29 protein-coding genes and 1 other RNA gene are annotated in these 22684 nt (G+C 68.0%); 17 read left to right on the top strand and 13 right to left on the bottom strand.

What is annotated here, in order from left to right; translation table 11 throughout:
- Positions 1-66 precede the first annotated feature (66 nt).
- From ssrS to IB230_RS13725, 5 genes are all read left to right on the top strand, one after another.
- Positions 67-252: non-coding RNA, 6S RNA (gene ssrS / locus IB230_RS13705), on the top strand.
- A 206-nt stretch (positions 253-458) separates the two neighbouring features.
- A complete protein-coding gene (locus IB230_RS13710) occupies positions 459-1061 on the top strand; it encodes a 5-formyltetrahydrofolate cyclo-ligase (RefSeq protein ID WP_192273115.1) in 603 nt (200 codons plus the stop codon).
- Positions 1058-1525 (top strand): EVE domain-containing protein, encoded by a 468-nt coding sequence (locus IB230_RS13715; protein WP_192273123.1) that lies wholly within the window; start codon positions 1058-1060, stop codon positions 1523-1525. Before IB230_RS13710 ends, IB230_RS13715 begins: the two co-directional genes overlap by 4 nt.
- Positions 1526-1558: 33 nt before the next feature.
- Positions 1559-2209 carry a ribose-5-phosphate isomerase RpiA gene (rpiA, locus tag IB230_RS13720; protein ID WP_192273125.1) on the top strand — a complete coding sequence of 217 codons (651 nt, stop codon included), beginning with the start codon at positions 1559-1561 and terminating at the stop codon, positions 2207-2209.
- A gap of 85 nt (positions 2210-2294) precedes the next feature.
- Positions 2295-2882 (top strand): SH3 domain-containing protein, encoded by a 588-nt coding sequence (locus IB230_RS13725; protein WP_192273126.1) that lies wholly within the window; start codon positions 2295-2297, stop codon positions 2880-2882.
- 25 nt (positions 2883-2907) lie between these two features.
- Here IB230_RS13725 and IB230_RS13730 read toward each other — a convergent pair whose 3' ends face one another.
- Complete coding sequence (locus IB230_RS13730; protein ID WP_192273128.1) at positions 2908-3297, bottom strand: transcriptional regulator; 390 nt, start codon at positions 3295-3297, stop codon at positions 2908-2910.
- Between the two features lie 160 nt (positions 3298-3457).
- Between IB230_RS13730 and IB230_RS13735 the strand changes: the two genes are divergently transcribed.
- A complete protein-coding gene (locus IB230_RS13735) occupies positions 3458-3901 on the top strand; it encodes a hypothetical protein (RefSeq protein ID WP_192273130.1) in 444 nt (147 codons plus the stop codon).
- Here IB230_RS13735 and IB230_RS13740 read toward each other — a convergent pair.
- On the bottom strand, positions 3892-4197 hold the full coding sequence (locus tag IB230_RS13740; protein WP_192273935.1) for a type II toxin-antitoxin system RelE/ParE family toxin: 306 nt from the start codon (positions 4195-4197) through the stop codon (positions 3892-3894). The genes IB230_RS13735 and IB230_RS13740 overlap by 10 nt on opposite strands.
- Positions 4194-4472: a YlcI/YnfO family protein gene (locus tag IB230_RS13745; protein WP_192273132.1), complete on the bottom strand. Its 279-nt coding sequence runs from the start codon at positions 4470-4472 to the stop codon at positions 4194-4196. Before IB230_RS13745 ends, IB230_RS13740 begins: the two co-directional genes overlap by 4 nt.
- A gap of 147 nt (positions 4473-4619) precedes the next feature.
- Here IB230_RS13745 and IB230_RS13750 point away from each other — a divergent pair, with 147 nt between their 5' ends.
- The 4 genes from IB230_RS13750 to IB230_RS13765 all read left to right on the top strand — a co-directional run bounded on the left by IB230_RS13750 (position 4620) and on the right by IB230_RS13765 (position 7502).
- Positions 4620-5411 (top strand): hypothetical protein, encoded by a 792-nt coding sequence (locus IB230_RS13750; protein ID WP_192273134.1) that lies wholly within the window; start codon positions 4620-4622, stop codon positions 5409-5411.
- Positions 5412-5503: 92 nt separating this feature from the next.
- Positions 5504-5953 (top strand): DUF192 domain-containing protein, encoded by a 450-nt coding sequence (locus IB230_RS13755; RefSeq protein WP_192273136.1) that lies wholly within the window; start codon positions 5504-5506, stop codon positions 5951-5953.
- A gap of 38 nt (positions 5954-5991) precedes the next feature.
- Positions 5992-6840, top strand: coding sequence for a SirB1 family protein (locus tag IB230_RS13760; RefSeq protein ID WP_192273138.1), 849 nt, complete (start codon positions 5992-5994; stop codon positions 6838-6840).
- Positions 6840-7502, top strand: coding sequence for a hypothetical protein (locus IB230_RS13765; protein ID WP_192273140.1), 663 nt, complete (start codon positions 6840-6842; stop codon positions 7500-7502). The genes IB230_RS13760 and IB230_RS13765 overlap by 1 nt, the downstream gene beginning before the upstream one ends.
- Before the next feature lie 5 nt (positions 7503-7507).
- On the opposite strand, the gene IB230_RS13770 is transcribed toward IB230_RS13765, so the two are convergent.
- Positions 7508-7729 (bottom strand): rubredoxin, encoded by a 222-nt coding sequence (locus IB230_RS13770; protein ID WP_192273142.1) that lies wholly within the window; start codon positions 7727-7729, stop codon positions 7508-7510.
- Positions 7730-7764: 35 nt separating this feature from the next.
- On the opposite strand from IB230_RS13770, the gene thiE reads away from it, so the two are divergent.
- The 6 genes from thiE (at position 7765) to IB230_RS13800 (ending at position 13587) form a co-directional block, all read left to right on the top strand.
- The gene (thiE, locus tag IB230_RS13775) at positions 7765-8403 is read left to right on the top strand and encodes a thiamine phosphate synthase (RefSeq protein ID WP_192273144.1); all 639 of its coding nucleotides are present in this window, start codon (positions 7765-7767) and stop codon (positions 8401-8403) included.
- 106 nt (positions 8404-8509) lie between these two features.
- A complete protein-coding gene (hemL, locus tag IB230_RS13780) occupies positions 8510-9802 on the top strand; it encodes a glutamate-1-semialdehyde 2,1-aminomutase (RefSeq protein ID WP_192273146.1) in 1293 nt (430 codons plus the stop codon).
- Positions 9799-10428 carry an HAD-IA family hydrolase gene (locus IB230_RS13785; protein ID WP_192273148.1) on the top strand — a complete coding sequence of 210 codons (630 nt, stop codon included), beginning with the start codon at positions 9799-9801 and terminating at the stop codon, positions 10426-10428. Before hemL ends, IB230_RS13785 begins: the two co-directional genes overlap by 4 nt.
- Positions 10429-10498: 70 nt before the next feature.
- On the top strand, positions 10499-11614 hold the full coding sequence (locus IB230_RS13790; RefSeq protein ID WP_192273150.1) for a type 1 glutamine amidotransferase domain-containing protein: 1116 nt from the start codon (positions 10499-10501) through the stop codon (positions 11612-11614).
- A 3-nt stretch (positions 11615-11617) separates the two neighbouring features.
- On the top strand, positions 11618-12307 hold the full coding sequence (locus IB230_RS13795; RefSeq protein WP_192273152.1) for a response regulator transcription factor: 690 nt from the start codon (positions 11618-11620) through the stop codon (positions 12305-12307).
- Complete coding sequence (locus IB230_RS13800) at positions 12304-13587, top strand: HAMP domain-containing sensor histidine kinase (protein ID WP_192273154.1); 1284 nt, start codon at positions 12304-12306, stop codon at positions 13585-13587. Before IB230_RS13795 ends, IB230_RS13800 begins: the two co-directional genes overlap by 4 nt.
- 12 nt (positions 13588-13599) lie before the next feature.
- Here IB230_RS13800 and IB230_RS13805 read toward each other — a convergent pair whose 3' ends face one another.
- From IB230_RS13805 to IB230_RS13835, 7 genes are all read right to left on the bottom strand, one after another.
- Positions 13600-14823, bottom strand: a complete 1224-nt coding sequence (locus IB230_RS13805) for an acetylornithine transaminase (RefSeq protein WP_192273156.1) — start codon at positions 14821-14823, stop codon at positions 13600-13602.
- Positions 14824-14906: 83 nt separating this feature from the next.
- Positions 14907-15437 carry a cysteine hydrolase family protein gene (locus tag IB230_RS13810; protein ID WP_192273158.1) on the bottom strand — a complete coding sequence of 177 codons (531 nt, stop codon included), beginning with the start codon at positions 15435-15437 and terminating at the stop codon, positions 14907-14909.
- Positions 15438-15462: 25 nt separating this feature from the next.
- Positions 15463-15900 carry a VOC family protein gene (locus tag IB230_RS13815; RefSeq protein ID WP_192273160.1) on the bottom strand — a complete coding sequence of 146 codons (438 nt, stop codon included), beginning with the start codon at positions 15898-15900 and terminating at the stop codon, positions 15463-15465.
- Complete coding sequence (locus IB230_RS13820; RefSeq protein WP_192273162.1) at positions 15897-16376, bottom strand: HIT family protein; 480 nt, start codon at positions 16374-16376, stop codon at positions 15897-15899. The genes IB230_RS13815 and IB230_RS13820 overlap by 4 nt, the downstream gene beginning before the upstream one ends.
- Positions 16373-17194, bottom strand: a complete 822-nt coding sequence (locus IB230_RS13825; protein ID WP_192273164.1) for an NAD(P)-dependent oxidoreductase — start codon at positions 17192-17194, stop codon at positions 16373-16375. Before IB230_RS13825 ends, IB230_RS13820 begins: the two co-directional genes overlap by 4 nt.
- Complete coding sequence (locus tag IB230_RS13830; RefSeq protein ID WP_343227323.1) at positions 17191-17739, bottom strand: DUF2867 domain-containing protein; 549 nt, start codon at positions 17737-17739, stop codon at positions 17191-17193. Before IB230_RS13830 ends, IB230_RS13825 begins: the two co-directional genes overlap by 4 nt.
- Before the next feature lie 2 nt (positions 17740-17741).
- Positions 17742-18338, bottom strand: a complete 597-nt coding sequence (locus IB230_RS13835) for a phosphotransferase (protein WP_255430503.1) — start codon at positions 18336-18338, stop codon at positions 17742-17744.
- A gap of 129 nt (positions 18339-18467) precedes the next feature.
- Here IB230_RS13835 and IB230_RS13840 point away from each other — a divergent pair, with 129 nt between their 5' ends.
- Positions 18468-20477, top strand: a complete 2010-nt coding sequence (locus IB230_RS13840; RefSeq protein ID WP_192273170.1) for a bifunctional DedA family/phosphatase PAP2 family protein — start codon at positions 18468-18470, stop codon at positions 20475-20477.
- A gap of 106 nt (positions 20478-20583) precedes the next feature.
- On the opposite strand, the gene IB230_RS13845 is transcribed toward IB230_RS13840, so the two are convergent.
- Both IB230_RS13845 and mpl read right to left on the bottom strand, forming a co-directional pair.
- Positions 20584-21159: an LON peptidase substrate-binding domain-containing protein gene (locus IB230_RS13845; protein WP_192273180.1), complete on the bottom strand. Its 576-nt coding sequence runs from the start codon at positions 21157-21159 to the stop codon at positions 20584-20586.
- Between the two features lie 10 nt (positions 21160-21169).
- Entirely contained in the window at positions 21170-22537 is a 1368-nt protein-coding gene (gene mpl, locus IB230_RS13850; RefSeq protein ID WP_343227344.1) for a UDP-N-acetylmuramate:L-alanyl-gamma-D-glutamyl-meso-diaminopimelate ligase, read from the bottom strand.
- Positions 22538-22684: the final 147 nt, after the last annotated feature.

A 22684-nucleotide genomic window follows, 5' to 3' on the forward strand; every position in this document is an offset into this window, starting at 1 on the left:
GACTGCGCACTGAATCCGCCGACGAACGGGCTAGGCAAAAAATCCTCACTCGCTATACTGGCCCTGCGTCCTCTGCTGTACTCGACAGTGAGCGCAAACATTCGCCTTGTCCCTTAATGACGACCACGGGATGGTGACGTAACCGGGAGTGCAGGTCTGCCTCGCAGCGGAAAGCCCGATGGTTGCCCAACCTTCCCACTTGAACCCCGGGTTCAAGGTCGTTTCGCGAACATCGTGCATGGCGGAGGACGTATTTTTCCCGCGGCAGCGGCATCAGCCGCGACCCGGCCGGTCCTGTTGCACCCGCCCTTGAGCGGGATGACTTCGAAACGAAGCCGATTGCACTAGGGATCCGACGCACAGGGCCGTGACTGACGCCGCTCCCGCGGTCCCACACCGGCAACGTCGGTGCGCATGCCGTAAAATTCGCGCATGCCTTTCCCTTCTCCCTGTTCTCCATGACCGTCGAGCGCGATGCGCTGCGGCGCGACCTGCGTGCACGTCGTCGCGCCCTGCCCGCCGCAGAGCGCATCGCCGGCGCCGATGCCCTGGCCGCACGCCTGTTCGCACTGCCGTTTTTTCCTGACGCCGGCTATGTCGCCGGCTACTGGGCGATGGATGGCGAGATCGGCCTGCACAGCTGGCAGCTGCGCTTGCCGAAGGGCCTCGTCTATTGCCTGCCGGTGCTGTCGGACGACGAGACGCTGCGCTTCGCGCCCTGGCGGCCGGGCGACGCACTGGTGACCAACCGTTACGGCATCCCGGAGCCGGATGTGGATCCACGCTCTGGCCTGCCCGCCGCCGACATGGCCCTGATCGTGGTGCCGCTGGTGGGCTTCGATCCCGCCGGGCACCGCCTCGGCATGGGGGGCGGCTGGTATGACCGCACGCTGGCGCCGCGTCTGCAGCGCCCCGCGCCCCCCTGGCTGGTCGGCGTAGGCTTCGAGGCGCAGCGCATCGAGGCACTCGGCGCACAGCCCTGGGATGTGCCGCTGGACGCGATCTGCACCGAACGCGACACCCTGCTTCCTTCACCTTCCCTGGTAGACGCCCCGCAATGACCGCCCGCAAGCACTACTGGCTGATGAAGTCCGAACCGGACGCCTTCTCCATCGACAACCTGAAGAAGGTCGGCACCGAGCCGTGGAACGGCGTGCGCAACTACCAGGCACGCAACTTCATGCGCGCCATGCAGGTCGGCGACGGCGTACTGTTCTACCACTCCAACTGCAAGGAGCCGGGCATCGTCGGCACCGCCACCGTGTCGGCGACCGCGTATCCGGACGACACCCAGTTCAATCCGAAGTCCGACTACTACGACCCCAAAAGCACGCGCGAAGAACCGCGCTGGTCGCTGGTGGACGTGACGTTCGAACGCAAGCTCAAGCGCACCATCACGCTGGACGAGATCAAGCAGCACGCGGACGACCTGGGCGAGGGCTTCGCGCTGATCCAGCGCGGCAACCGCCTGTCCGTGCTGCCGGTCACCGCGGCGCAATGGAAGTTCCTGCTGGCGCTGGAATAGCCCCTCCTTTCCTTTCCTGATACAGCGATCCCCATGAGCGAAGCAAAGCGCCTGGCCGGCGAGAAGGCCATCGAGTTCGTCGAGGACGGCATGATCGTCGGCGTCGGTACCGGCTCCACCGTGGCCTATTTCATCGATGCCCTGGCCGGCATCAAGGACCGCATCAAGGGCGCCGTGTCCAGCTCCGAGCAGAGCACCGCGCGACTGAAGCAGCACGGCATCGAAGTGCTCGACCTCAACCACACCGGCACGCTGTCGCTGTACGTGGACGGCGCCGACGAGTGCGACCCGCACAAGCGCCTGATCAAGGGCGGTGGCGCGGCGCTGACGCGCGAGAAGATCATCGCCGAAGCCAGCAAGCAGTTCGTCTGCATCGTCGACCCGAGCAAGCAGGTGCCGGTGCTCGGCAGGTTCCCGCTGCCGGTGGAAGTCATCCCGATGGCGCGCAGCCTGGTAGCGCGCGAGATCCTGGCGCTGACCGGCGGACAGCCGGTGTGGCGCGATGGCGTGACGACGGACAACGGCAATGTGGTGCTGGACATCCACAACCTGTCGATCACCGACCCGATGGCGATGGAGCGCGAGATCAACCAGATTCCCGGCGTGGTCAGCGTGGGTCTGTTCGCCCGGCGCCCTGCGGACATCGTCATCATCGGTGGCGAACCACCGATCGTGTTGCGCTGACCGGTCGCTGCCCGTGATCGCTCCCCGCGCTTTCCTCGCCATCGCCCTGATGGCAGTCGGCACGGCGGTCGCCACGGACAATCCCGTGCTCGTGCCGCCGGCGGAGACATTGCCGCCCGCGCTGCAGGCGATACGTGCCGACCTGCAGCGCATCGTCTCCGCGCGCGACCTGCGGGCCTTGCGCGCACATGTGCGCGACGACACCACCCTGAGTTTCGGTGGCGACACCGGGCCGGGCGGCTTCGATGCGCTCTGGGCAAGCGATCCCGCTGCGACGCAGCGGCTGTGGCAGGAGCTCGAGGCCATCCTCGCCCTTCCTGGCGTTGCGCAAGAAGAAGAGGGACGCGACGCCTACTGCGCCCCCTATGTGTTCTGCCTGCCGCATGCCGCCGACATCGACGTGTTCGATGCGCAGGTCGTGTTGGGACGCGACGTCGCGTTACGGGAGCGGCCGGATGGCCAATCCCCCGTTCTCGCGCGCATCAGTCATGCCGTCGTGACCCGGGTGGATGACGGCGCGGAACCGGGAGACTGGATGCGCGTACGGCTGGCATCGGGGCGGGAGGGCTTCATCGCCACTCACCTGGTGCGCAGCCCGATCGACTATCGCTTCTCGATCATCGACGAGGGCGCGGGGCAATGGAAATTCCAGTACTTCGTCGCCGGCGATTGACGACGATGCGGGATTCGCGAGTTCGTCAGCCGTTATCCGACAGCGCCTTGACCAGCTCGCCGACCAGGTCCCGCTTCTTGGGAGGCAGCTGGAGGTAGCTATCGATCACGTTGCGCTCCCGGCTGCCGACGCCGACAGGCCACACCGCGCGCGACTCAGCCACCCGCGAGCGTGCCGAGGCGCCAAAGCGCAGTGCGTGCGGCTCCACGCCAAGCAGGTCCGCGATCACCTGCAGTTTGTCCTGCGCCGGGATCGCCTGCCCGCTGAGCCAGCGTGACGTGGTCTGGACGCTCACCGAACGGCCGCGGTAGTGGGCATTGAACAAGCGGAACAGGACGGAAGGGCGTGGCTCGTAGCCTGCCTGCTGCATGGCTTGCGCGAGTCGGTGCGAGAATTTTTCATGCTCGTTGCCCATGTCGACAACGTTAGCGACGACAACTCACACATATTCACCATTTAAGTTAATTGACTGGAACTTATTGGGTTAATAGAGTCGACCCGCGCCACGGCACGCCCAAGCCTGGTGCTGTGACACCGGTTCGCGCCGGATTCCCGCCGACAGAAGGAGATTGTCGATGCACCTCGACCAGACGACTGCGCACGACGCGCCCCTGCTCACCGACGCCCGCGAGATGCGGGACAACGCACATCGCGTCATGCCTCTCGATGATGCGCTGCACCTGCTCCAGGTCGATCCAGGCCACAGCCTGGCGGATCCCGGGCTCGCCCGGTTGACGGAGAGCTGCCTGGATCGCCTGTTCCTCGCCGCACGACACCAGGCCGAGCGCAACCACGACGGGATCCTGCTGTTGCTGGACCTGCTGCAGCTCGCACAGGGCGCGGAGCGCGTCAGCGCGCGTCGCCTGATGCGCGACGCCATCCACCAGTTGCGCCACCATGTGGAAGACCAGCAACGCTGGCAGTCCCTCGCCGACAACGCAGCGTACTACCGCGACAACCGGCAGGTAGCGGAGCGCATCGCTGCGCGGCTGGCCGCAGAGCGGCCCACTCAGCGATAGTCCTGCTCACGCTGGTGCCGCAGCGCCAGCACGGTCACCGTGGCGGCGTCCTCCACCTCGAACAGCGCGACGTATCCGGTCGCACCAAAACCGATCACCAGTTCTCGCATGAAAGGGTTGCCGACCGCTGGCCTGCAGGCAAAAGGCGAGGTTTCCAGAAGCACCAGGCCATGCTCGATGGCCCGCAACGAAGAGTCGGCGATTCCGGGACTGTCCTGCTCCTGCTGTAGCACGAACGTGTACAGCCGCACCAGATCTTCGCGCGCTTCTTCCGTGAAGCGTACCTGGAACATCAGCGCCTTCCTTTTGTGTCCGCTTTGGCGTGGCGCATGGCGGTCCGAAGTTCACCGACGACGTCTGCGGCGGCGTAATAGACACCGGTTCGCCGCGCGGCGTCGCGGGATAGAAGCCCTCGCGCAACGAAGGCTTCCTGTTGTTGGCGGAGGTCGATCTGGGCACGGATCGACTGCTCGACGAAGCCAGACAGCGACTCTCCCTCTCGCAGTACGTCTTCCGCCGCCTTGCGGAGAGCAGGGTCAACACGAAGCGAGGGAAAGGTGGATGTTTTCATCACCAACTCTTTGCGTTGCAATTGCAACGCAGCATGCGCGCTTCCGGCGGCTACCGCAAGCCCTCCACGGCCCGTCACGTCTGGCCTGCGTCCACGGCAAGCGCCTGGATGAGGTCGCGAACCGCCTTGCGGTGCGGGTCGGAGAGCTTGCGATACAGCGATTCGGTCCCGGGCGTCCATGCGCTCCGTCGCGACCTGGGCCTGAGCTACACCCCCGAGCATTGGGACGAAACCCGGCTTGCCGCATGGCGGTGTCGCAACCTGCTGGAACGTTCGTTGACCCATGCCAGCAAGCAGGCCTTCGTCTCCGCCTGGTTGCGTGCGCTGCTGGACACCGAGGGCTTCACGCTGGCGCGCGCCAACCATTTGAAGTTCACGCTGCGCAAGCTGCTGGACGAAAACATCCGACGCCTGCGCCGCGAAGCGGTGAATCGTGCTTACCAGGACGTCCTGTTCGGTGAAGGTCGCGAGACCCGGGTGATGGTGGGCGGCGACTTCCTGTTCGAGTTCGATCCGCAGGGCTATGCACCCAGCCGTGACTACGACCCGCGCAGGAGTGAGTACGGCCACTGGGACTTCCGCAAGCACTTCCACGGGCGCATCGGCGACTTCGACAGCAAGGAAGAATTCGAATGCGCCGTGCAGTTGGACATGCTGGCGCAGGCGGGACGGATCCGGTACTGGGTGCGTAACCTGGTCAACCGCGGCGGCGGTTCGTTCTTCCTGCAGAAAGCCAGCGGCCGGTTCTACCCGGACTTCGTCTGCGTACGGAACGACGGCACGATCCTCGTCGTCGAGTACAAGGGCGCACAAGGCTGGACGGATGCACAGGACGACCGCGACATCGGTGCCCTGTGGGCGGAACTCAGTGAAGGTGCATGCCGGTTCGTGATGGTACGCAACCGCCAATGGCAGGACATAGACGCCCAACTGGCGTAACCCGGGCCGCCCGGCGCGTCGCGTGCCGATCATCATCCGGCGTGTTCCCGCTTGGCGCTAAACTGGACGCACCTCGAAGCAAGGAACACCCCATGCGTCCCACCGCGCGCCTGCCATTCGCCTCGACCCTGCTCCTCCTCAGTGCCTGCGCCAACGGTGGCCCCTGGGTCGAAGTGGGCGGCGAGCGATTCAAGGTCGAGATCGCCGACGACGACGCCGAGCGGGCGCGCGGGCTGATGTTCCGCGATGAGCTGGCGACCGGCACCGGCATGCTCTTCATCCATGAGGCCGAGCAGCCGCAGGCGTACTGGATGAAGAACACCCGTATTCCGCTCGACATCCTGTACTTCGACAACGACCGCAAACTGGTCACCCAGCAGCGCAACGTACCGCCCTGCTCCGGCGGCAACAGCTGCCCGTCCTACCCCAGCGACAAGCCGGCCCGCTATGTGCTGGAGCTCAACGCGGGCGAGGCCGAACGGTTGAAGCTGCAGGACGGCGCCGAGCTGGGCTTCGGCAAGGGCATCCCGCCCGTCCGCTGAGGCTTGATTGTGGGGGCGATTGGCCGCAGTCTGTGGCCATGGGGGATCGACTGACATTGCCGGAATGGAATGCGTTGGCCAGCCAGGCGGATGACACCGTGCCGCTGCTGGAAACCGCGCTGCTGATCGCGCGCGACGAGTACCCCGATCTCGACGCCGACCTGTACGACACGCTGGTGCAGAGCCACGCGGAACACCTGCGCCATGAGATCTCTACGATCGAGCCGTGGCCGCTGAAGATGGCCGCCATCAACCGCTACCTGTTCGACGAACTCGGTTACACCGGCAACCACGACGAGTACTACGACCCGCGCAACAGCTACCTCAACCAGGTGTTCGAGCGCCGGCTGGGCAATCCCGTGTCGCTGGCGATGGTGCAGATGGAAGTCGCGCACCGGCTCGGCGTGCCGCTCGATGGCGTATCGTTCCCCGGCCATTTCCTGGTGCGCCTACCGGTCGATGACGGCCTGCTGGTGATGGATCCGTTCAATGGCGGCCGTCCGCTGGGCGTGGACGAACTGCGCGAACGCGCCAAGCCGCATCTCGGCGGCGACATGCCGGACGATGCCGCGCTGCTGCATATCCTCAATCCCGCCTCGCCGCGCGCGATCCTGGTGCGCACGCTGCGCAACCTGCATGGCGTCTACGCCGAGCGCGAGGAATGGGACCGCGCCGCGCGCAGCGCCGACCGCGTACTCAAACTGACGCCCGACCAGCCTGAAGCGCTACGCGACCGCGGCCTGGCCTATCTGAAGATGGACTACAAAGCCGGCGCGCAGCGCGACCTGGCCCGCTATCTGCACCTGTCGCCGGAGGCCAAGGACGCGCCCGATCTGCGCGAACATCTGGTGGAACTCAACGCGGTGCGTACGTCGCGGATGCATTGATGCGCGCCGCGTGGATCGCACTGGCGCTCCTCGCGATGCCGTTGAGTGCCTGTGGACCTGCCCCATCGCCGTCGGCCTCACCCTCCGACGCCGCTGCACCAGACTCCGGAACGGTCGCCAAGCAGCCCTTCCTGCTGCGTTTCACCCGCGAGCCTGCCACGGTAGCGGGGCTGTCGCGGCTCGAGGATGCCGAACTCGCCCCTGGCGCTACGGAGATTCGGGTCTGGATAGGCTTCGGCCTGCGGATCGATCAGCAAGTCCTGATCCTTTCGACCAGCCCGGGCGGGCATGTGAAAGGCAGCGCCCTGATCCATTTCGACGACGATGACGACGACGAGTACGTCGCGGCCTTGCTGAGGCAATGCGATGCGCCGCGCCGCGACATGGGTATGGTCGTCTGCGATGCGCCGTTGTCGACGCCTACCGACTGGGGCGCGATCCATGCCCGACTCCGGCAGCTGGGCATCGAAACGCTGCCTGACGAGTCGGCGATGCCCACCGAAAGCCTCGTGACGGACGGCACTTCGATGGTGGTGGAGGTGGCGAACGCCGAAGGTTATCGCGCTTATGCGTGGTCGAACCCGGACCAGCGCAGCGAACCGCAGGCCCAGGTCGCGGCCGAGATCATGCAGGTGGTAGAGAACGTCTTCGAAGGACGTTGACAGCCTCAGTCAAGCTCCACCATCTCGAAATCATCCTTGCCCACCCCGCAATCGGGGCAGGTCCAATCGGCCGGGATGTCCTCCCAGCGCGTGCCCGGCGCGATGCCCTCTTCCGGCAAGCCATCGGCCTCGTCGTAGATGAAACCGCAGACCACGCACATCCAGGTGCGGAACATGGTGTCGGTGGCGTCGGTCATCGGATAATGCCGGCTGTGGGGAGCGGCCATTGTCCCATCGCCGCCCACGTACCGGAAGTTCGCCGATGAGCCCCCTGCCGCCGTCCGTCCGCGTTGCCCGCGGGCTGTACCTGATCACGCCGGAAGAGCCCGATACCGCGCACCTGCTGGCGCGCGTGGCGGCCGTGCTGCCGCAGGCGACGTGGCTGCAGTACCGGCAGAAGGATGCGGACCGCGCGCGCCGCCACGCGCAGGCAACGGCCCTGCAGGCCTTGTGCGCGCAGGCCGGCGTGCCGCTGATCATCAACGACGATGTCGCGCTCGCCGAGGCCGTCGGCGCCGCCGGCGTGCATCTGGGCGAGGACGATGGCGATATCGCCGCCGTGCGCGCACGCCTCGGCGCACACGCCATCGTCGGCGCCTCGTGCTACGACGATGCGATCCTCGCCGAGCGCGCCGTCGCGGCCGGTGCCAGCTATGTGGCCTTCGGCGCCTTCTTCCCCACGACCAGCAAGATCACCACGCGACGCGCCACACCGGCATTGCTGACCGGCGCCGCGGCACTGGGCGTCCCGCGGGTGGCGATAGGCGGCGTAACGCCGGACAATATGGGCCCGCTGGTGGTCGCCGGCGCCGACCTGGTCGCCGTGATCGGCGGCGTGTTCGAAGCCCCCGATCCGGTGGTGGCGTCGATCGCCTACCGGCAGGGCTTCGAAGGCCGCTGACCCCCCATGTTGTGGGAGCGACGTCAGTCGCGATGATGGGCCGATGGTGGTTCATCGCGACTTGCGTCGCTCCCACAGGACGATTTCCCTTCTTCTGGACCCTCCCATGAACCACGACCAGTCCCACGCCCTCTTCGCCCGCGCCCAGCAGCTGCTGCCCGGCGGCGTCAACTCGCCGGTGCGCGCGTTCAAGTCGGTGGGCGGTGAACCGTTCTTCGTACAGCGTGCCGATGGCGCCTACCTGCACGACGTCGATGGCAACCGCTACATCGACTATGTCGGCTCGTGGGGCCCGATGATCGTCGGCCACAACCATCCGGCCGTGCGCGACGCCGTACAGGCCGCTATCCAGAACGGCCTGTCGTACGGCGCGCCCTGCCCGGCTGAAGTGACGATGGCGGAAACGATCACGCGCCTGGTGCCGTCGTGCGAGATGGTGCGCATGGTCAACTCCGGTACCGAGGCCACACTGTCGGCGATCCGCCTGGCGCGCGGCGCGACCGGCCGCAACCGCATCGTCAAGTTCGAAGGCTGCTACCACGGTCACGGCGACTCGTTCCTGGTGAAGGCCGGCAGCGGCATGCTGACGCTGGGCGTGCCGACCTCGCCCGGTGTGCCCGCAGGCCTCAGCGAACTGACGCTGACGCTGAGCTACAACGACTTCGATGGCGCGACCGCGCTGTTCGAGCAGTACGGCAGCGAGATCGCCTGCCTGATCATCGAGCCCGTCGTCGGCAACGCCAACTGCCTGCCGCCGCGCGAAGGCTACCTGCAGCACCTGCGCACCCTTTGCACGCAGCACGGCGCGCTGCTGATCTTCGATGAGGTGATGACCGGCTTCCGCGTCGCCCTCGGCGGCGCGCAGGCGCACTACGGCATCACGCCGGACCTGACCACCTTCGGCAAGATCATCGGCGGCGGCATGCCGGTGGGCGCGTACGGCGGTCGCCGCGAACTGATGCAGCAGATCGCGCCGGCCGGCCCGATCTACCAGGCCGGCACGCTGAGCGGCAATCCGGTGGCGATGGCCGCCGGCCTGGCGATGCTGGAGTTGATCCAGGCGCCGGGTTTCCACGACGGGCTCGCCGCCGCCACGACCGCACTGTGCGAAGGCATGGAGGCCGCCGCCCACGAGGCCGGCGTGCCGCTGACCACCACGCGCGTCGGCGCGATGTTCGGCCTGTTCTTCACCGACCAGCAGGTCGATACCTACGCCCAGGCCGTGGCCTGCGACACCGCCGCCTTCAACCGCTTCTTCCACGCCATGCTTGAGCGCGGCGTGTACCTGGCGCCGTCCGCGTTCGAAGCCGGCTTCATGTCCAGCGCGCACACGCCGGACGTGATCGAGGCGACGATCGCCGCCGCGCGGGAGTCCTTCAAGGCGGTCGCGGCCGGATGAAGCCGCGGATCCACCAGGTGCTGTTCGATTTCGACGGCGTCCTGGCCCACTACCGCCACGAGGTGCGCATCGCGCATCTCGCGGCGCATGCCGGCTGCGAGCACGAGCATGTGCGCAGCGTCCTGTTCGCATCCGGCTTGGAATCCGAATACGACAGCGGCGCCATCGATACCACGACCTACCTGCGCCGGCTGGGCGACGCCATCGATGCGGCGATCGACGAAGAGACGTGGATCGCCTCGCGCATGGCCGGCAGCACCGCCATCGACGACGTGCTGAGCCGGATCGCCGCCATGCACGCGGACGTGACGATGGGTGTACTGACCAACAACGGCGCGCTGATGACGCAGGCGATCCCGCGCATCGTCACGCCGGTGGCCGCCCGCATCGAGGGCCGCGTGCTGACCAGCGGCGGCCTGCAGCGACGCAAGCCCCTGCCATCGACCTTCACCCATGCGCTCGACCTGCTGGGTTGGGACGCCGCGAGCACCTTGTTCGTCGACGACCTTTTCACCAACGTGCAGGGTGCGCGCGAGGCCGGCTTGCACGCGGAGACCGTCACCGACGGGCGCAGCTTCGGCAAGGCGCTGAAGCGCTACGTGTTCGGCCCCCAGACCGGCTGGTGAACCGCGCCGTTTGAAACTTGGTTGACGCCGCGACGGGACACTGGTGTCCATTCACCGGAGACCTGTCGCCATGTCCTTCCTTGCACGCATCCTGCTGGCCAGCCTGCTGCTCGCCGTCACCGCGCCGCTCCACGCCGATGGGACCGGCCGGATCCTGATCGTCGTCAGCGGCGAAGGCCGCGACCAGGGCAAGACGCGTCCCGGCTACGAGTTCGACGAACTCTCGCAGGCGTGGCTGATCTTCAAGGCGAACGGCTTCGCCGTCGACGTCGCCAGCCCGCAGGGCGGTGCGGTGGAGGCCGACAAGTACAACGCGCAGGAGCCGTTCAATGCCGCCCTGCTCGCCGATGAAGACGCGATGCGCATGCTGGCCGACACGCGGAAGACCGCGGACGTCGCCGCCACCGACTACGCCGCCATCTACGTGGTCGGCGGCAAGGGCGCGATGTTCGACCTGCCTCGCGATCAGGCGCTGCGGACACTGCTCGCCGACGCGTACGACCATGGCGCCGTGATCGGTGCGGTCTGCCACGGTCCCGCCGCACTCGCGGACGTGCGCCTGCGCGACGGCACGCCACTCGTTCAGGGCAAGGCGACGACCGGTTTCACCAACGAAGAGGAAGCCCTGTTCGGCAAGCGCTGGGCGAAGGAATTCCCGTGGCTGCTTGAAGACAAGCTGCGCGGACACGGCGCGCACTGGCAGGAAGCGCCGCTGATGATGTCGAAGGTGGTCGTCGATGGACGCCTGGTCACCGGTCAGAACCCGTATTCCACGCCCGGCGTGGCCGACGCCATCGTCCGCGCCACGGGACGCACGCCGGTCGCGCGCACGCCATGGCGCGACGAACTGACGATGGGGCTGGCGGCGCAGGCACGCGACGGTCATGTGCAGCAGGTTGCGCATGCGCTCGCCACGGACACGGCGCGCTACCACGTCGACCTGCTCGGCCTGCTGGGCTACTACCAGGCGCAGGCGGCGACCGGCGACGACGATGTGCGGCATGCCCTGCAGCTGATGCAGCTGGCGATGCCTTACATGGCAGCGCCGCAACTGAAACTCGGCGCAGCGGAAGCGCACCTGCGGCTCGGCGAACGGGATCAGGCGAAGGTATTGGTGCAGCGCGTGCTGGCGGCCACGCCCGACATGGCAGAAGCTAAGGCCCTCCTGCAACGCATCGACGGTTGAACGATGACGGCTTCTCGCCTGCGCCTTCTGGTGATCGAGGACAACCCGCTGCTGCGTGCGCAGCTCGAAGGGCTGCTGGCGGCGGAAGGCATCGACGTCGACTTCGCCGGCGACGGCCTGAGCGGACTGCAGATGGCGCTGGACTCGCCGCCGGACGTGCTGGTCCTCGACCTCGGCCTTCCTGGCCTGGACGGCCTGCGCCTGTGCGAACGCCTGCGTGCGGAGGCCGACCGGCACGTGCCTGTGCTGATGCTGACCGCACGCGACACGCTGGACGACAAGCTGCAGGGTTTTCGCGCGGGTGCCGACGATTACCTGGTCAAGCCGTTCGCCGGCGCGGAACTGCTGGCCCGCTGCATCGCGCTCTCGCAACGCCATCGCGCCGGTCAGACGCACGTGCTGCGGATCGGCACGCTGCAGGTCGATCGCCGCCATGCCCGTGCGCAGCGGGACGGTCGCGATCTCGACCTGCACGCCACCAGCTACCAGATCCTGCTGGCGCTGGCCGAGGCCTGGCCGCGCACGCTGACGCGTAGCGAGCTGATCCAGCAGCTGTGGGGCGACGCGCCGCCGGAGTCCGACCCGCTGCGCACGCACCTGTACCTGCTGCGGCAGGCATTGGACAAGCCGTTCGCCACGTCCATGCTGAAGACGGTGCATGGTGTCGGCTTCCGGCTGGAGGCCGATGCATGACGCCGCTTTCCACACTTCCGCGCCGACGCCTGCGTAATCGCCTGATGCTGGCGTTCGCCGGCTTCACCGGGCTGGTCACCGTGCTGTTCGCCCTGTACGTCCTGCTGTTCGTCTACACGGTGGAAGACCAGCTGTTCGAGACGATGCTGGACCGCGAAGTCGCGGCGCAGCAGGCGTATCACGACGAACACCAGCGCTGGACGACGCCCCGCGACGGCTTCATGTCGATCGTGCCGACGGCTTCGGACCTGCCTGACGGCATCGCCGGCGTGCTGCACGAGGAGCCGCGACGGCGCGAGTTCGCCGGCAGCGAAGGCCGCCATTACCACCTGCGATTGCTGCAGCCGCGCAATGCGGACGAGGCGCCTGCGTGGCTGGTCGCCGAAGTCAGCGCGCTGCTCGTCGTCCGGCCCATGCGCGGGCAGATCCTGCAGCTGCTCATGTGGTCGGGTGTCGCCATGGTCGCGCTCGCGCTGCTGCTGGGCGGTTGGCTGGCGCGGCGCACCACCGCCCCGCTATCGCGGCTGGCGGATGCTGTCGCCGACGCGACGCCGGAACGGCTCCCGCCCGGTTTCGCCGCCGGCTTCGCGGACGATGAAGTGGGCGTGGTCGCGCGCCGGCTCGACGACCTGATCGCGCGCGTCGGGGAGTTCGTCGAGCGCGAACGCGAGTTCACCCGCGATGCCAGCCACGAACTGCGCACACCGCTGACCGTGATCCGCACCGCGACCGAGCGGCTGGGCACGGAACCCGGCCTGTCGGACGGCGCACGGCGCCACCTCGACCACATCGCGCAGTCGGCACGTCAACTGGAGCAGACGGTCGTCCTGCTGCTGTCGCTGGCGCGGGAGCAGACCTCGACCGAGGCGGCGCTTGCGATACCCGTACTGCCGGTGCTCGAACGCGTGATCGTCGAGCAGTCGCCGTTGCTGGAACACAAGCCGGTCGAGGTGCAGGTCGATGTCGGCAGCGGTGTCTTCACCGCGCTGCCGGTGGCGGTACTGAACATCCTGCTGTCCAACCTGGTCGGCAACGCCTTCGCGCACACCCGCGAGGGCCGCATCGTGGTCGACATGGACGGTGGCGCGCTTCGCGTCAGCAATCCCGGCGGCGACGTGCAGGAACGCGACTTCGCGCCGTTCGTGAAAGGCGGTGACAGCGGCGGATCTGGCCTGGGCCTGGCCATCGTGCGGCGCCTCTGCGAACGACACGGCATCGCCGTGCGCATCGACACCCTGTCCGGACGGACGGTCGCGCGACTTACGCTGCCGGCGAGCTGACCCAGAACCTGGTCAGCCTGCGAATGCCCGCAACGCGGCGTGCAGCCGCTTCAGGCCGTCGGCCACTTCCGCATCGGTGATGTTGAGCGACGGTACGAAGCGCAGTACGTCGGGGCCGGCCTGCAGCATCAGCAGGCCTTGCGCCGCCGCCAGGTCCAGCACTTCGCCAGCGCGCCCCGCGTACTTGGCATTCAGCACCGCACCGAGCATCAGGCCACGGCCGCGCACCTGCGAGAACAGGCCGAGCTCGGCATTGATCGTCTCCAGGCCCTTGCGCAGCGCAGCCGCCTGGCGCGCCACGTTGTTGGCGATCTGCGGCGACGCCAGCTTGCGCAGCGCCACGCGCGCGACCGCGGCCGCCAACGGATTGCCGCCGAACGTGGTGCCGTGCGCGCCGAACTGCATCACCTCGGCCACCTTCGGCCCGGCCAGCATCGCGCCGATCGGGAAGCCGCCGCCCAGCGCCTTGGCCAGCGTGACGATGTCCGGCACCACGCCGTCCTGCCAGTGCGCGAACAGCGTACCGGTGCGGCCCATGCCGGCCTGGATCTCGTCCAGCACCAGCAGCGCGCCATGGTGGTCGCACAGCGCACGCACGGCGCTCAGGAACCCGGGGGCGGCCGGCATCACGCCACCCTCGCCCTGCACCGGCTCCAGCATCACCGCGGCCACGTCGCCGCAGGACATGGCGATTTCCAGCTGGGTCAGGTCGTTGAAGTCGACGTAGCGGAAGCCGGCCGGCAGCGGCTCGTAGCCTTCCTGGTACTTGGGTTGCGCGGTCGCGGTGACCGCCGCCAGCGTACGGCCATGGAAGCTGCCGCGGAAGGTCACGATGACGCGTTGATCCGGCGCACGACCCTGGGCGCTCGCCCACTTGCGCACCAGCTTGATCGCGGCCTCGTTGGCTTCCGCGCCGGAATTGCACAGGAACACGCGCTCGGCGAAGCGCGAGGCGGTCACCAGTTCCTCGGCCAGCCGCAGCGGCGGCTCGCTGTAGAAGACGTTGCTGGTATGCCACAGCTTACCCGCCTGCTCGGTGAGCGCGGCGACCAGGTCAGGATCGTTGTGGCCGAGGCCGCAGACGGCGATGCCCGCCGACAGGTCCAGATACTCGCGGCCCTCGCTGTCCCAGACGCGCGCGCCCTGGCCACGCTCCAGGATCACCTCGCGCGGACGGTAGACCGGGAGGTAATAGCGCTGTCCGTTCGACAGCAGGTCGGGGGTCGTGGCGCTCATGGCGACGGCTCGGCGGCGGTAGGGGGCCGCGTATTGTCGCTCATCGCGCCGCCCGCACCAGCGGGCGGTGCAGCATGCCGCCGTCAGCCGGCGAACGCGATCTCCGCCGCCGGTAGCGCGCGGATGCCGACGCCGAAGCTGCGGATCGCCGGCAGCGTGGCGTTGTGGTGGGCGCGGATCTGCTGCGCATCGGCATGCGGTTTGTCGTGCGTGGTGTGCGCATCCGACGCCAGCACCACGTGGTAGCCGTGCGCGGCGGCGCTCCGCGTCGTGGTATCCACGCAGAATTCGGTCGCATAACCGCACAGCACCACGCCTTCCACCCCGCAGAACGACAGCACTTCGTCCAGCCCGGTGCGCAGGAACGAGTCCGGCGTGGTCTTGCGGATGCGGTGGTCGCCCTCGATCACCCGCAGACCCGGATGCAGCGCCCAGCCGGGCGACTCGGCCTCGAGGTCGCCGGCCCGCTCGTGCTGCACGAACACCACCGGCGCGGCGGCTTCGCGCGCCTTGTCGGCCAGTGCATTGATCCGCTCGATCACCCCATCGGCGTCGGCCGGCTGCGGTTCGAACAGGCCACGTTGCACATCGATCACGACCAGGGCGAGATTCATCTAGCGGACTCCTCGTTCGTCTGCCTTACCAGCTTCCCGTATTCGGCATCGAAAGCCAAGGCTCCTGCGGCGGCAGCGATGCGCCCTTCTGCAACAGTTCGATGGAGATCAGGTCCGGCGTGCGCACGAACGCCATGCGCCCATCGCGCGGCGGGCGGTTGATGGTGATGCCCTGCGACTGCAGGTGCGCGCACAGCGCATAGATGTCGTCGACCTCGAAGGCGAGGTGCCCGAAGTTGCGGGCGCTGCCGTAGTCCTCGACCGGCGATCCATCTTCCGGCGGCCAGTTCCAGGTCAGCTCGACTTCGGCTTCCGGATTGGCCGGCGCACCGAAGTACACCAGCGTGAAGCGACCCTGCGGACTTTCCATGCGGCGGGTTTCGGTCAGGCCCAGGCCTTCGGTGAGGAAGCGGCCGGTGGCATCCAGGTCGTGGACCCGGATCATCGCGTGAAGGTATTTCATGACAGGCTCGTCGTAGAAGAAGGAGAAGAAGGAATGGCATCAGGCGATGAGCCCGCCAGTTGGCGGCGCACGTTGTCCGCCATTGCGTCCAATGCATCGCGTGACGACGGTACCGGCGGACCATGCGGGTACAGGCCGAGCAGGCCGTCAGCGTGTCGCCTCGGTTGCACATGCAGGTGCACGTGCGGCACCTCCTGCCCACCGGCGTCGCCGTTGGACTGCCAGAGGTTCAATCCGGGCGGATCGTCCACTGCGCGCAGCGCCCGCGCGATACGCACGGCCAGCTGCATCATCTCCGCGGCGGTATCGGGAGGCAGGTCGTAAATCGTCTCGATATGCGCACGCGGCACGACCAGTACGTGGCCCGGCACCGCCTGGCGCAAATCCATGAAGGCAACCACGTGGGCGCCTTCCGCCACCCGGCTTGCGGGCGCCTGGCCTTGGACAATCTCGCAGAAGGGACAGCCGCCGCTCATGGATCGAGGAAGAGATCCGGCAGCAGCGCCTGCGAGGCGTCGACCGCGTAGGTGGAGAAATCCGTCATACCGTCCTCGCGCAGGACCTCCTCATCGATCAGGAACCGGCCGTGGAAACCGGCCGCCTCGCGGACCAGCACGGCATGCGCGGCATCGGCGACGATCTGCGGGGTGCGGCAGCGCGGAATCTCCACGCCGGGAATCATGTTCAGGGCATCGGTGGCGATGATGGTGCGGGGCCACAGCGCGTTCACGGCGATGCCCTGCGGACCGAATTCGCCGGCCAGCCCCAGCGTCACGAAGCTCATGCCCATCTTCGCCAGCGTGTAGCCGGTGTGCGGCGCCCACCATTTCGGATCCAGCGACGGTGGCGGCGCCAGCGTCAGGACATGCGGGTTCGCGGCCTGCTTGAGATAGGGAAGCGCGGCCTGTGCGCACAGGAAACTGCCGCGCGCATTGACCTGCTGCATCAGGTCGAAACGCTTCATCGGCGTATCCAGCACACCGGCCAGCCAGATGGCGCTGGCGTTGTTGACCAGGATGTCGATGCCGCCGAACGCGTCGGCCGTCGCCGCCATCGCGGCCTTCACCTCGTCCTCCTCGCGGATATCGCACTTCAGCGCCAGTCCGCGGCCGCCGGCCTCGTTCACCGCCTGCGCGGCAGTGTGGATGGTGCCGGGCAACTTGGGGTTGGGGACCGACGATTTGGCGGCGATGGCCACGTTGGCGCCGTCGCGGGCCGCGCGCAGGGCGATGGCCAGGCCGATGCCACGGGAGGCGCCGGTAATGAAGAGGGTCTTGCCGGCCAACGATGTCATCGCATGTCCTCGGGAAGCGGATCGGAAGTGTCGCGCAAACGGCGTGCGTAACGCTGCAGCAGGCACGGCACGATCAGCCGGTGGATGGGATCGACCGGCAGCATGTAGAGCCGCCCCAGTCGATTGGGCCGCTCCACCACGGTAGCGCAGTAGAGCTTCGCGGGCGCTGGCCCGCGCTTGAGCTGCAGCGACAGCGACACCCGCAGATGCCGGTCTTCGTCGCCCAGCACGAGCTCGTCGCGGACGTGGCCGAACACGGTGAAGATGCCGGCCCGCTCGCCGACCTGGACGTCGTCCGCCGTGCCGACGGCGCGGATATGACCAAGGTCTTTCATGCCCAGCAGACGCATCGCGCGATTGCGCACCGTCATCAGCCCCTCGAACCATCCCGGCACCAGCGCGGCGATGTCGCGGTAGGCCTCGAGGGCGGACGCAGGCGCACGCGGCAGATCGATGCTGGCGCAGTGCGTGAAGTAGGCGCTCCCGATCGCCGGATACAGCGCACTGTCCGCCGGAATGGGGCAGGACGCGGCGCGCGGTTGCACAGTCACGGCTTCGGCCCCTGCCCTTCGTTGTCTTCCCATTTCAGCAGGCGCCGGGTGATGAAGCGGTACACCGGCTTGCCGGTGCGGAACCACAGGTCGCGCAGCCACGACGTGCGCTTCAGCACGCGCCTCTCGACGGGCGTGATGGAGGCGGCGCAATACATGCGCTTGTGCTTGAGCAGGTGCCGCAGGTCCTGCCGCGCCAGCAACCGCATCCAGCGCGAGCGCGGATCGCCGCGGGTGGCAAGCTGGAAATCGATGATCGCTGGCCTGCCGTCGGCCAGTACCAGCCAGTTGGCTTCCTTGGCGAGGTCGTTGTGCGCGATGCCGCGGCGGTGCAACTGCTGCAACAGCCGGCGCGCACGTCGGAAATAGGCCAGGTCGCCGCGCGGCGGGCGCTGGTACATCGCCGCTCCCTCCATGTAGCTGCGGTCCAGCCGGCGGCCGGTCCAGTCCAGCAACTGGGGAACGTCGGCCATGCCGGCGACCTGGCGCAACGCCAGCGCCTCGCGCCGCGCCAGCCACCAGGCCGGCAGCCGCAGCCACAACGGAACGTGCGCGAGGTCACGCCGCACGAAGGGGCCTTCCGCCCCCTGCATCAACGAGATACGGCCGAAGCTGTCGGCCTTGAGTGCAGCGATTTCGGAAGGAGAGCGCAAGTCCACCACGTCATTCTACCGTCCATAGGTCGCAGACGCCGGTCAGGTGGCGCCGCCTATAATCCGGCGATGGAAGCTTCCTGGTTCGACAACCTGCTGGCCTGGATCAGCGCGCATCCCATCGCCGCAGGCCTGGTGATCTTCGCCATCGCATTCTGCGATGCGGTGATCATCCTGGGGGCCATCGTGCCGGCACTGCCGCTGCTGTTCGCGGTGGGCGTGCTGATCGGACTGGGTGAAATCTCCGGCCCCTATGCGGTGATCTGCGCCACGCTGGGCGCGCTGATCGGCGATGCCACCAGCTACTGGGTCGGCCACCGCTGGGGGCAGCAGCTGCGCACGGTGTGGCCGTTCCGCAAGTATCCGCAGCTGCTGGACCGCGGCGAACTGCTGTTCCGCCGCAATGCGTGGAAGAGCATCTTCATCGCCCGCTTCGTCGGCCCCATCCGCCCCTTCGTACCCGCGGTCGCCGGCATCTCGCGTATGCCGCTGCGGCGCTACGTCGTGGCCAGCGGTGCCGCCTGCGTCGCGTGGGCAGCGGCGTTCCTGCTGCCGGGCTGGGTGTTGGGCCACGCCTACGACGCCGTTGCGGCGGTGGCTGGCCGGCTGGCGCTGGTGCTCGGCCTGCTGGTGGTGGTGCTGGCGCTCGCATGGGCGCTGGTGCTGTACACCTACCGCTGGTTCGCCACGCATGCGGACGCCCTGCTGGCGCGTGCGCTGGCATGGTCGCATGCGCATCCGGTGCTGGGCCGCTACACCGCGGCCGTGTTCGAACCGGCTCGACGCGAGTCGGTGCCGCTGGCGCTGCTCGCCATCCTGCTGTTGGCCATCGTCTGGGTGTGGTTCGCCTTCCTCGTCATCGTGATCGGCCATGGCGAACCGCTGGCGGCGGACCTGTGGGTCTATGACCTGATGCGCGCCCTGCGCAATCCCCTGGCGGACTACCCACTGGCCGCGATCGCCTCGCTCGGCGACGAGCAGGTGCTCGCGCCGGCCTCGCTGCTGGTGCTGGGCTACCTGTGCTGGCGCAAGCGCTGGATGGCGGCCGGTCACTGGCTGGCGGCCCTGGCCTTCGGCCTGGCGCTGACGGCGTGGCTAGGCGCATCGGTCGATATTCCTAAACCGCCGAGCGTCAGCAGCGGCTTCGGCTTCCCGTCCATCGCGGTGACGATGTCGACCATCACCTTCGGCTTCTTCGCCGTGCTGATCGCGCGCGAACTGCCGGGCCGCACGCGGGTGTGGCCCTACCTGGTATCGGGCCTGGTGGTGGCGCTGATCGGCTTCGCGCGGATCTATCTCGGCGCGCACTGGCTCAGCGACATCATCGGCGGCATGTTGTTCGGTCTGGTGTGGCTGCTGGTGCTCGGCATCGCCTACCGCCGGCGCATGGTGCGCTCGTTCTGGATCAAGCCGATCGCGTGGCTGTTCTACGGTGCGTTCGTAGTGGCGGGCCTGTGGCATGCGCCGCGCAACGTCGAACACATGCTGGCGCAGTTCCAGGCGCCGGTGATCGAGGGGCGCGTCGCCCTGCAGGACTGGTGGAACGAGGGCTGGCAGTCGTTGCCTGCGCGTCGCAACGAATTCGACGACGAGCAGCGCTGGCCGCTGGACGTGCAGGTCGCCGGTCCGCTGGCGCCGCTGAAGGCGACGCTGTCGGCGGCCGGCTGGCGCGAGCAGCCGCAGGCGGGTTGGGAAGACGCGCTGAACATGCTGGACAGCGACCTGTCCGATGACGAACAGCCGGTGCTGCCGGCCACGCTGGACACGCGCGCGGAGAGCCTGCTGATGCTGCGCCAGGGCGACCAGCCCGGCGAGGTCTACGTGTTGCGCCTGTGGCCGGCCGACACGCGCCTGCAACCGGGCGGGGTGCCGTTGTGGATCGGCAGTGCGCAGGTGCTCCAGCAACAACGCGCGTTCAACCTGGTGCGCCTGTGGCGGCCACTGCGCGAAGCGCGCACCGCGCTGGATGCGGTGACGAAGGCCACGTCGGACCTCGACCACGCGATCGCACCACATCCGGACTCCGGATTGCCGGTCCTGCGACTGCGGACGGGCGGCGAGCAGACCCCGCCCCGATGAACCTTCCGAAGCCAGTGTAGAGCGGAGCTTGCTCCGCTTGCCTTGCACGCGATCCGCGAGTGCGAAGGTTACGGAGCCGAGCAAGCTCGGCTCTACGCCCGTGGCGTCAGTCGATCCACTCCAGCAGGCGTTGCAGGCGTGCGTGCACATCGTCCTCCTGCAGGATCGATACGCGCTGTTCGGGCGTGATGGGCAGTATCTGCGCCAGCCGCCAGCCGACCCAGCCGGCCTGCTCGAAGATGCGTGCCGGCAGCCCGTTCAGATCGGTGCCGGTCTTTTCCATCATGGTCTGCAGCAGGGTGCCGAGCAACGCGTGCTCCGGACGCAGCACGTCTTCCCCATCCGCGCGCAGCCACTCCACATCCGCCATGACCAAGCCGTTGTCGCGCACGCGCGTACGGATGGCATGGAAGCGTCGATGGCCACGCACGCGCAGCGTCAGCAGGCCGTCGTTGCCGGTGTCGAAGTCCTCGATCCGCGCCTCGGTGCCGTAGGCCGCCGGTGTCGCGGGTGCACCGGCTTCGTTGCCTTCCAGGATCAGGCAGATACCGAAGCCGCCGCCGGACCGTCCGCAGTCGCGGACCAGGTCCAGATAGCGGCGCTCGAACACGCGCAGATCCATCGCGGCACCCGGCAACAGCACCTGGTGCAATGGGAACAACGGCATCGATTCGTGCGCCATGCCCGCCGACTCAGCCCTGCAGGGCCGCCAGGAAGCGACGCGGTGCGCCGTCGAAGCCGCCGTTGGACATGAAGACGACGTGGTCGCCCGGGCGCGCCTGTGCCTTCAGCGCGGCGATCAGCGCATCGGCGTCGGGCACGGTGCGCGCATCGCCGCGGATCGCGGCGACGACCTTGCCGGCGTCCCACGCGAGTTCAGGACGATGCAGGAACACCACGCCGTCGGCGATGTCGAGGGAAGGCGCGAGTGCTTCGGCGTGTGCGCCGGACCGCATCGAATTGCTGCGCGGCTCCATCGCCACCAGGATGCGCGCCGTGCCGACGCGCGCGCGCAGGCCTTCCAGCGTGGTGTGGATGGCGGTGGGATGGTGGGCGAAGTCGTCGTAGATGGTGATGCCGTCGTGCTGGCCGATCACTTCCAGCCGCCGTTTCACGCTGCGGAACGCCGCCAAGGCCGGCAGCACGGTGGCGACATCGACGCCGACCGCATGGCAGGCGGCCAGCGCCGCCAGGCCGTTGAGCACGTTATGGCGACCCAGCATCGGCCAGTTCACCTCGCCGATCTCGACGCCGTTGTGGCGCACCGCGAACGCACTGCCGTCCTCGCGGATCAGGCGCGCGCTCCACTCCAACCCGGCATCGAAGCCGAAGCGCTCCACCGGCGTCCAGCAGCCCATCGCCAGCACTTCCGCAAGCCGCGCATCCTCGCCGTTGACAATCAGGCGGCCGCGACGCGGCACGGTGCGCACGAGATGGTGGAACTGGCGCTGGATCGCGGCCACGTCCGGGAAGATATCGGCGTGGTCGTACTCCAGGTTGTTGAGGATGGCGACCAGCGGGCGGTAGTGGACGAACTTGCTGCGCTTGTCGAAGAACGCGGTGTCGTACTCGTCCGCCTCGACGACGAACTCGCGGCCGCCGCCGATGCGCGCGGACGCACCGAAATCCTCGGCCACACCACCGATCAGGAAGCCGGGCGAACGGCCTGCCGCATCCAGCAGGTAGGTCAGGATGGTGGTCGTGGTGGTCTTGCCATGGGTGCCGGCGACGGCCAGCGTGTCGCGGCCGGGCAGCACGCGTTCGGACAACCACTGCGCGCCGGAGATGTAGCGGCGCCCCTGGTCGAGCACGGCCTCCACGGCGGGGTTGCCGCGCGACAGTGCGTTGCCGATGACGATCTCGTCGCAGTCCGGCGCGATGTTCTGCGGCTGGTAGCCCTGTGCCAGTGCGATGCCGAGTGTCTCCAGCTGGGTCGACATGGGCGGATAGATGGCCTGGTCGCTGCCTTCGACCGTGTGGCCGAGTTCGCGCGCGAGCGCGGCGACGCCGCCCATGAACGTACCGGCGATGCCGAGGATGTGGATCTTCAAGACTGCGATTCCGGAGTGGGTCCGCGAACTTTAGCCGAGCACGCCGGCTTCGGCACACGGACGGCGACTTTCACGGCACCACATCCGGATCGGCGATAGACGCCATCGAGCGCGCGAAATGCAGAAGCCCCGCACAGGCGGGGCTTCCGGAGGTCA

Origin of the sequence: Pseudoxanthomonas sp. PXM01 (assembly GCF_014851815.1) — a bacterium.
GTDB lineage: Bacteria > Pseudomonadota > Gammaproteobacteria > Xanthomonadales > Xanthomonadaceae > Pseudoxanthomonas_A.

Bases quoted from the DNA above. Each gene is read 5' to 3' on its own strand.
- IB230_RS13710 (WP_192273115.1), top strand. From the start codon at position 459: ATGACCGTCGAGCGCGATGCGCTGCGGCGCGACCTGCGTGCACGTCGT.
- IB230_RS13715 (WP_192273123.1), top strand. From the start codon at position 1,058: ATGACCGCCCGCAAGCACTACTGGCTGATGAAGTCCGAACCGGACGCC.
- rpiA (WP_192273125.1), top strand. From the start codon at position 1,559: ATGAGCGAAGCAAAGCGCCTGGCCGGCGAGAAGGCCATCGAGTTCGTC.
- IB230_RS13730 (WP_192273128.1), bottom strand. From the start codon at position 3,297: ATGGGCAACGAGCATGAAAAATTCTCGCACCGACTCGCGCAAGCCATG.
- IB230_RS13735 (WP_192273130.1), top strand. From the start codon at position 3,458: ATGCACCTCGACCAGACGACTGCGCACGACGCGCCCCTGCTCACCGAC.
- IB230_RS13745 (WP_192273132.1), bottom strand. From the start codon at position 4,472: ATGAAAACATCCACCTTTCCCTCGCTTCGTGTTGACCCTGCTCTCCGC.
- IB230_RS13755 (WP_192273136.1), top strand. From the start codon at position 5,504: ATGCGTCCCACCGCGCGCCTGCCATTCGCCTCGACCCTGCTCCTCCTC.
- IB230_RS13760 (WP_192273138.1), top strand. From the start codon at position 5,992: ATGGGGGATCGACTGACATTGCCGGAATGGAATGCGTTGGCCAGCCAG.
- IB230_RS13765 (WP_192273140.1), top strand. From the start codon at position 6,840: ATGCGCGCCGCGTGGATCGCACTGGCGCTCCTCGCGATGCCGTTGAGT.
- IB230_RS13770 (WP_192273142.1), bottom strand. From the start codon at position 7,729: ATGGCCGCTCCCCACAGCCGGCATTATCCGATGACCGACGCCACCGAC.
- thiE (WP_192273144.1), top strand. From the start codon at position 7,765: ATGAGCCCCCTGCCGCCGTCCGTCCGCGTTGCCCGCGGGCTGTACCTG.
- hemL (WP_192273146.1), top strand. From the start codon at position 8,510: ATGAACCACGACCAGTCCCACGCCCTCTTCGCCCGCGCCCAGCAGCTG.
- IB230_RS13785 (WP_192273148.1), top strand. From the start codon at position 9,799: ATGAAGCCGCGGATCCACCAGGTGCTGTTCGATTTCGACGGCGTCCTG.
- IB230_RS13790 (WP_192273150.1), top strand. From the start codon at position 10,499: ATGTCCTTCCTTGCACGCATCCTGCTGGCCAGCCTGCTGCTCGCCGTC.
- IB230_RS13795 (WP_192273152.1), top strand. From the start codon at position 11,618: ATGACGGCTTCTCGCCTGCGCCTTCTGGTGATCGAGGACAACCCGCTG.
- IB230_RS13800 (WP_192273154.1), top strand. From the start codon at position 12,304: ATGACGCCGCTTTCCACACTTCCGCGCCGACGCCTGCGTAATCGCCTG.
- IB230_RS13805 (WP_192273156.1), bottom strand. From the start codon at position 14,823: ATGAGCGCCACGACCCCCGACCTGCTGTCGAACGGACAGCGCTATTAC.
- IB230_RS13810 (WP_192273158.1), bottom strand. From the start codon at position 15,437: ATGAATCTCGCCCTGGTCGTGATCGATGTGCAACGTGGCCTGTTCGAA.
- IB230_RS13815 (WP_192273160.1), bottom strand. From the start codon at position 15,900: ATGAAATACCTTCACGCGATGATCCGGGTCCACGACCTGGATGCCACC.
- IB230_RS13820 (WP_192273162.1), bottom strand. From the start codon at position 16,376: ATGAGCGGCGGCTGTCCCTTCTGCGAGATTGTCCAAGGCCAGGCGCCC.
- IB230_RS13825 (WP_192273164.1), bottom strand. From the start codon at position 17,194: ATGACATCGTTGGCCGGCAAGACCCTCTTCATTACCGGCGCCTCCCGT.
- IB230_RS13835 (WP_255430503.1), bottom strand. From the start codon at position 18,338: ATGCAGGGGGCGGAAGGCCCCTTCGTGCGGCGTGACCTCGCGCACGTT.
- IB230_RS13840 (WP_192273170.1), top strand. From the start codon at position 18,468: ATGGAAGCTTCCTGGTTCGACAACCTGCTGGCCTGGATCAGCGCGCAT.
- IB230_RS13845 (WP_192273180.1), bottom strand. From the start codon at position 21,159: ATGGCGCACGAATCGATGCCGTTGTTCCCATTGCACCAGGTGCTGTTG.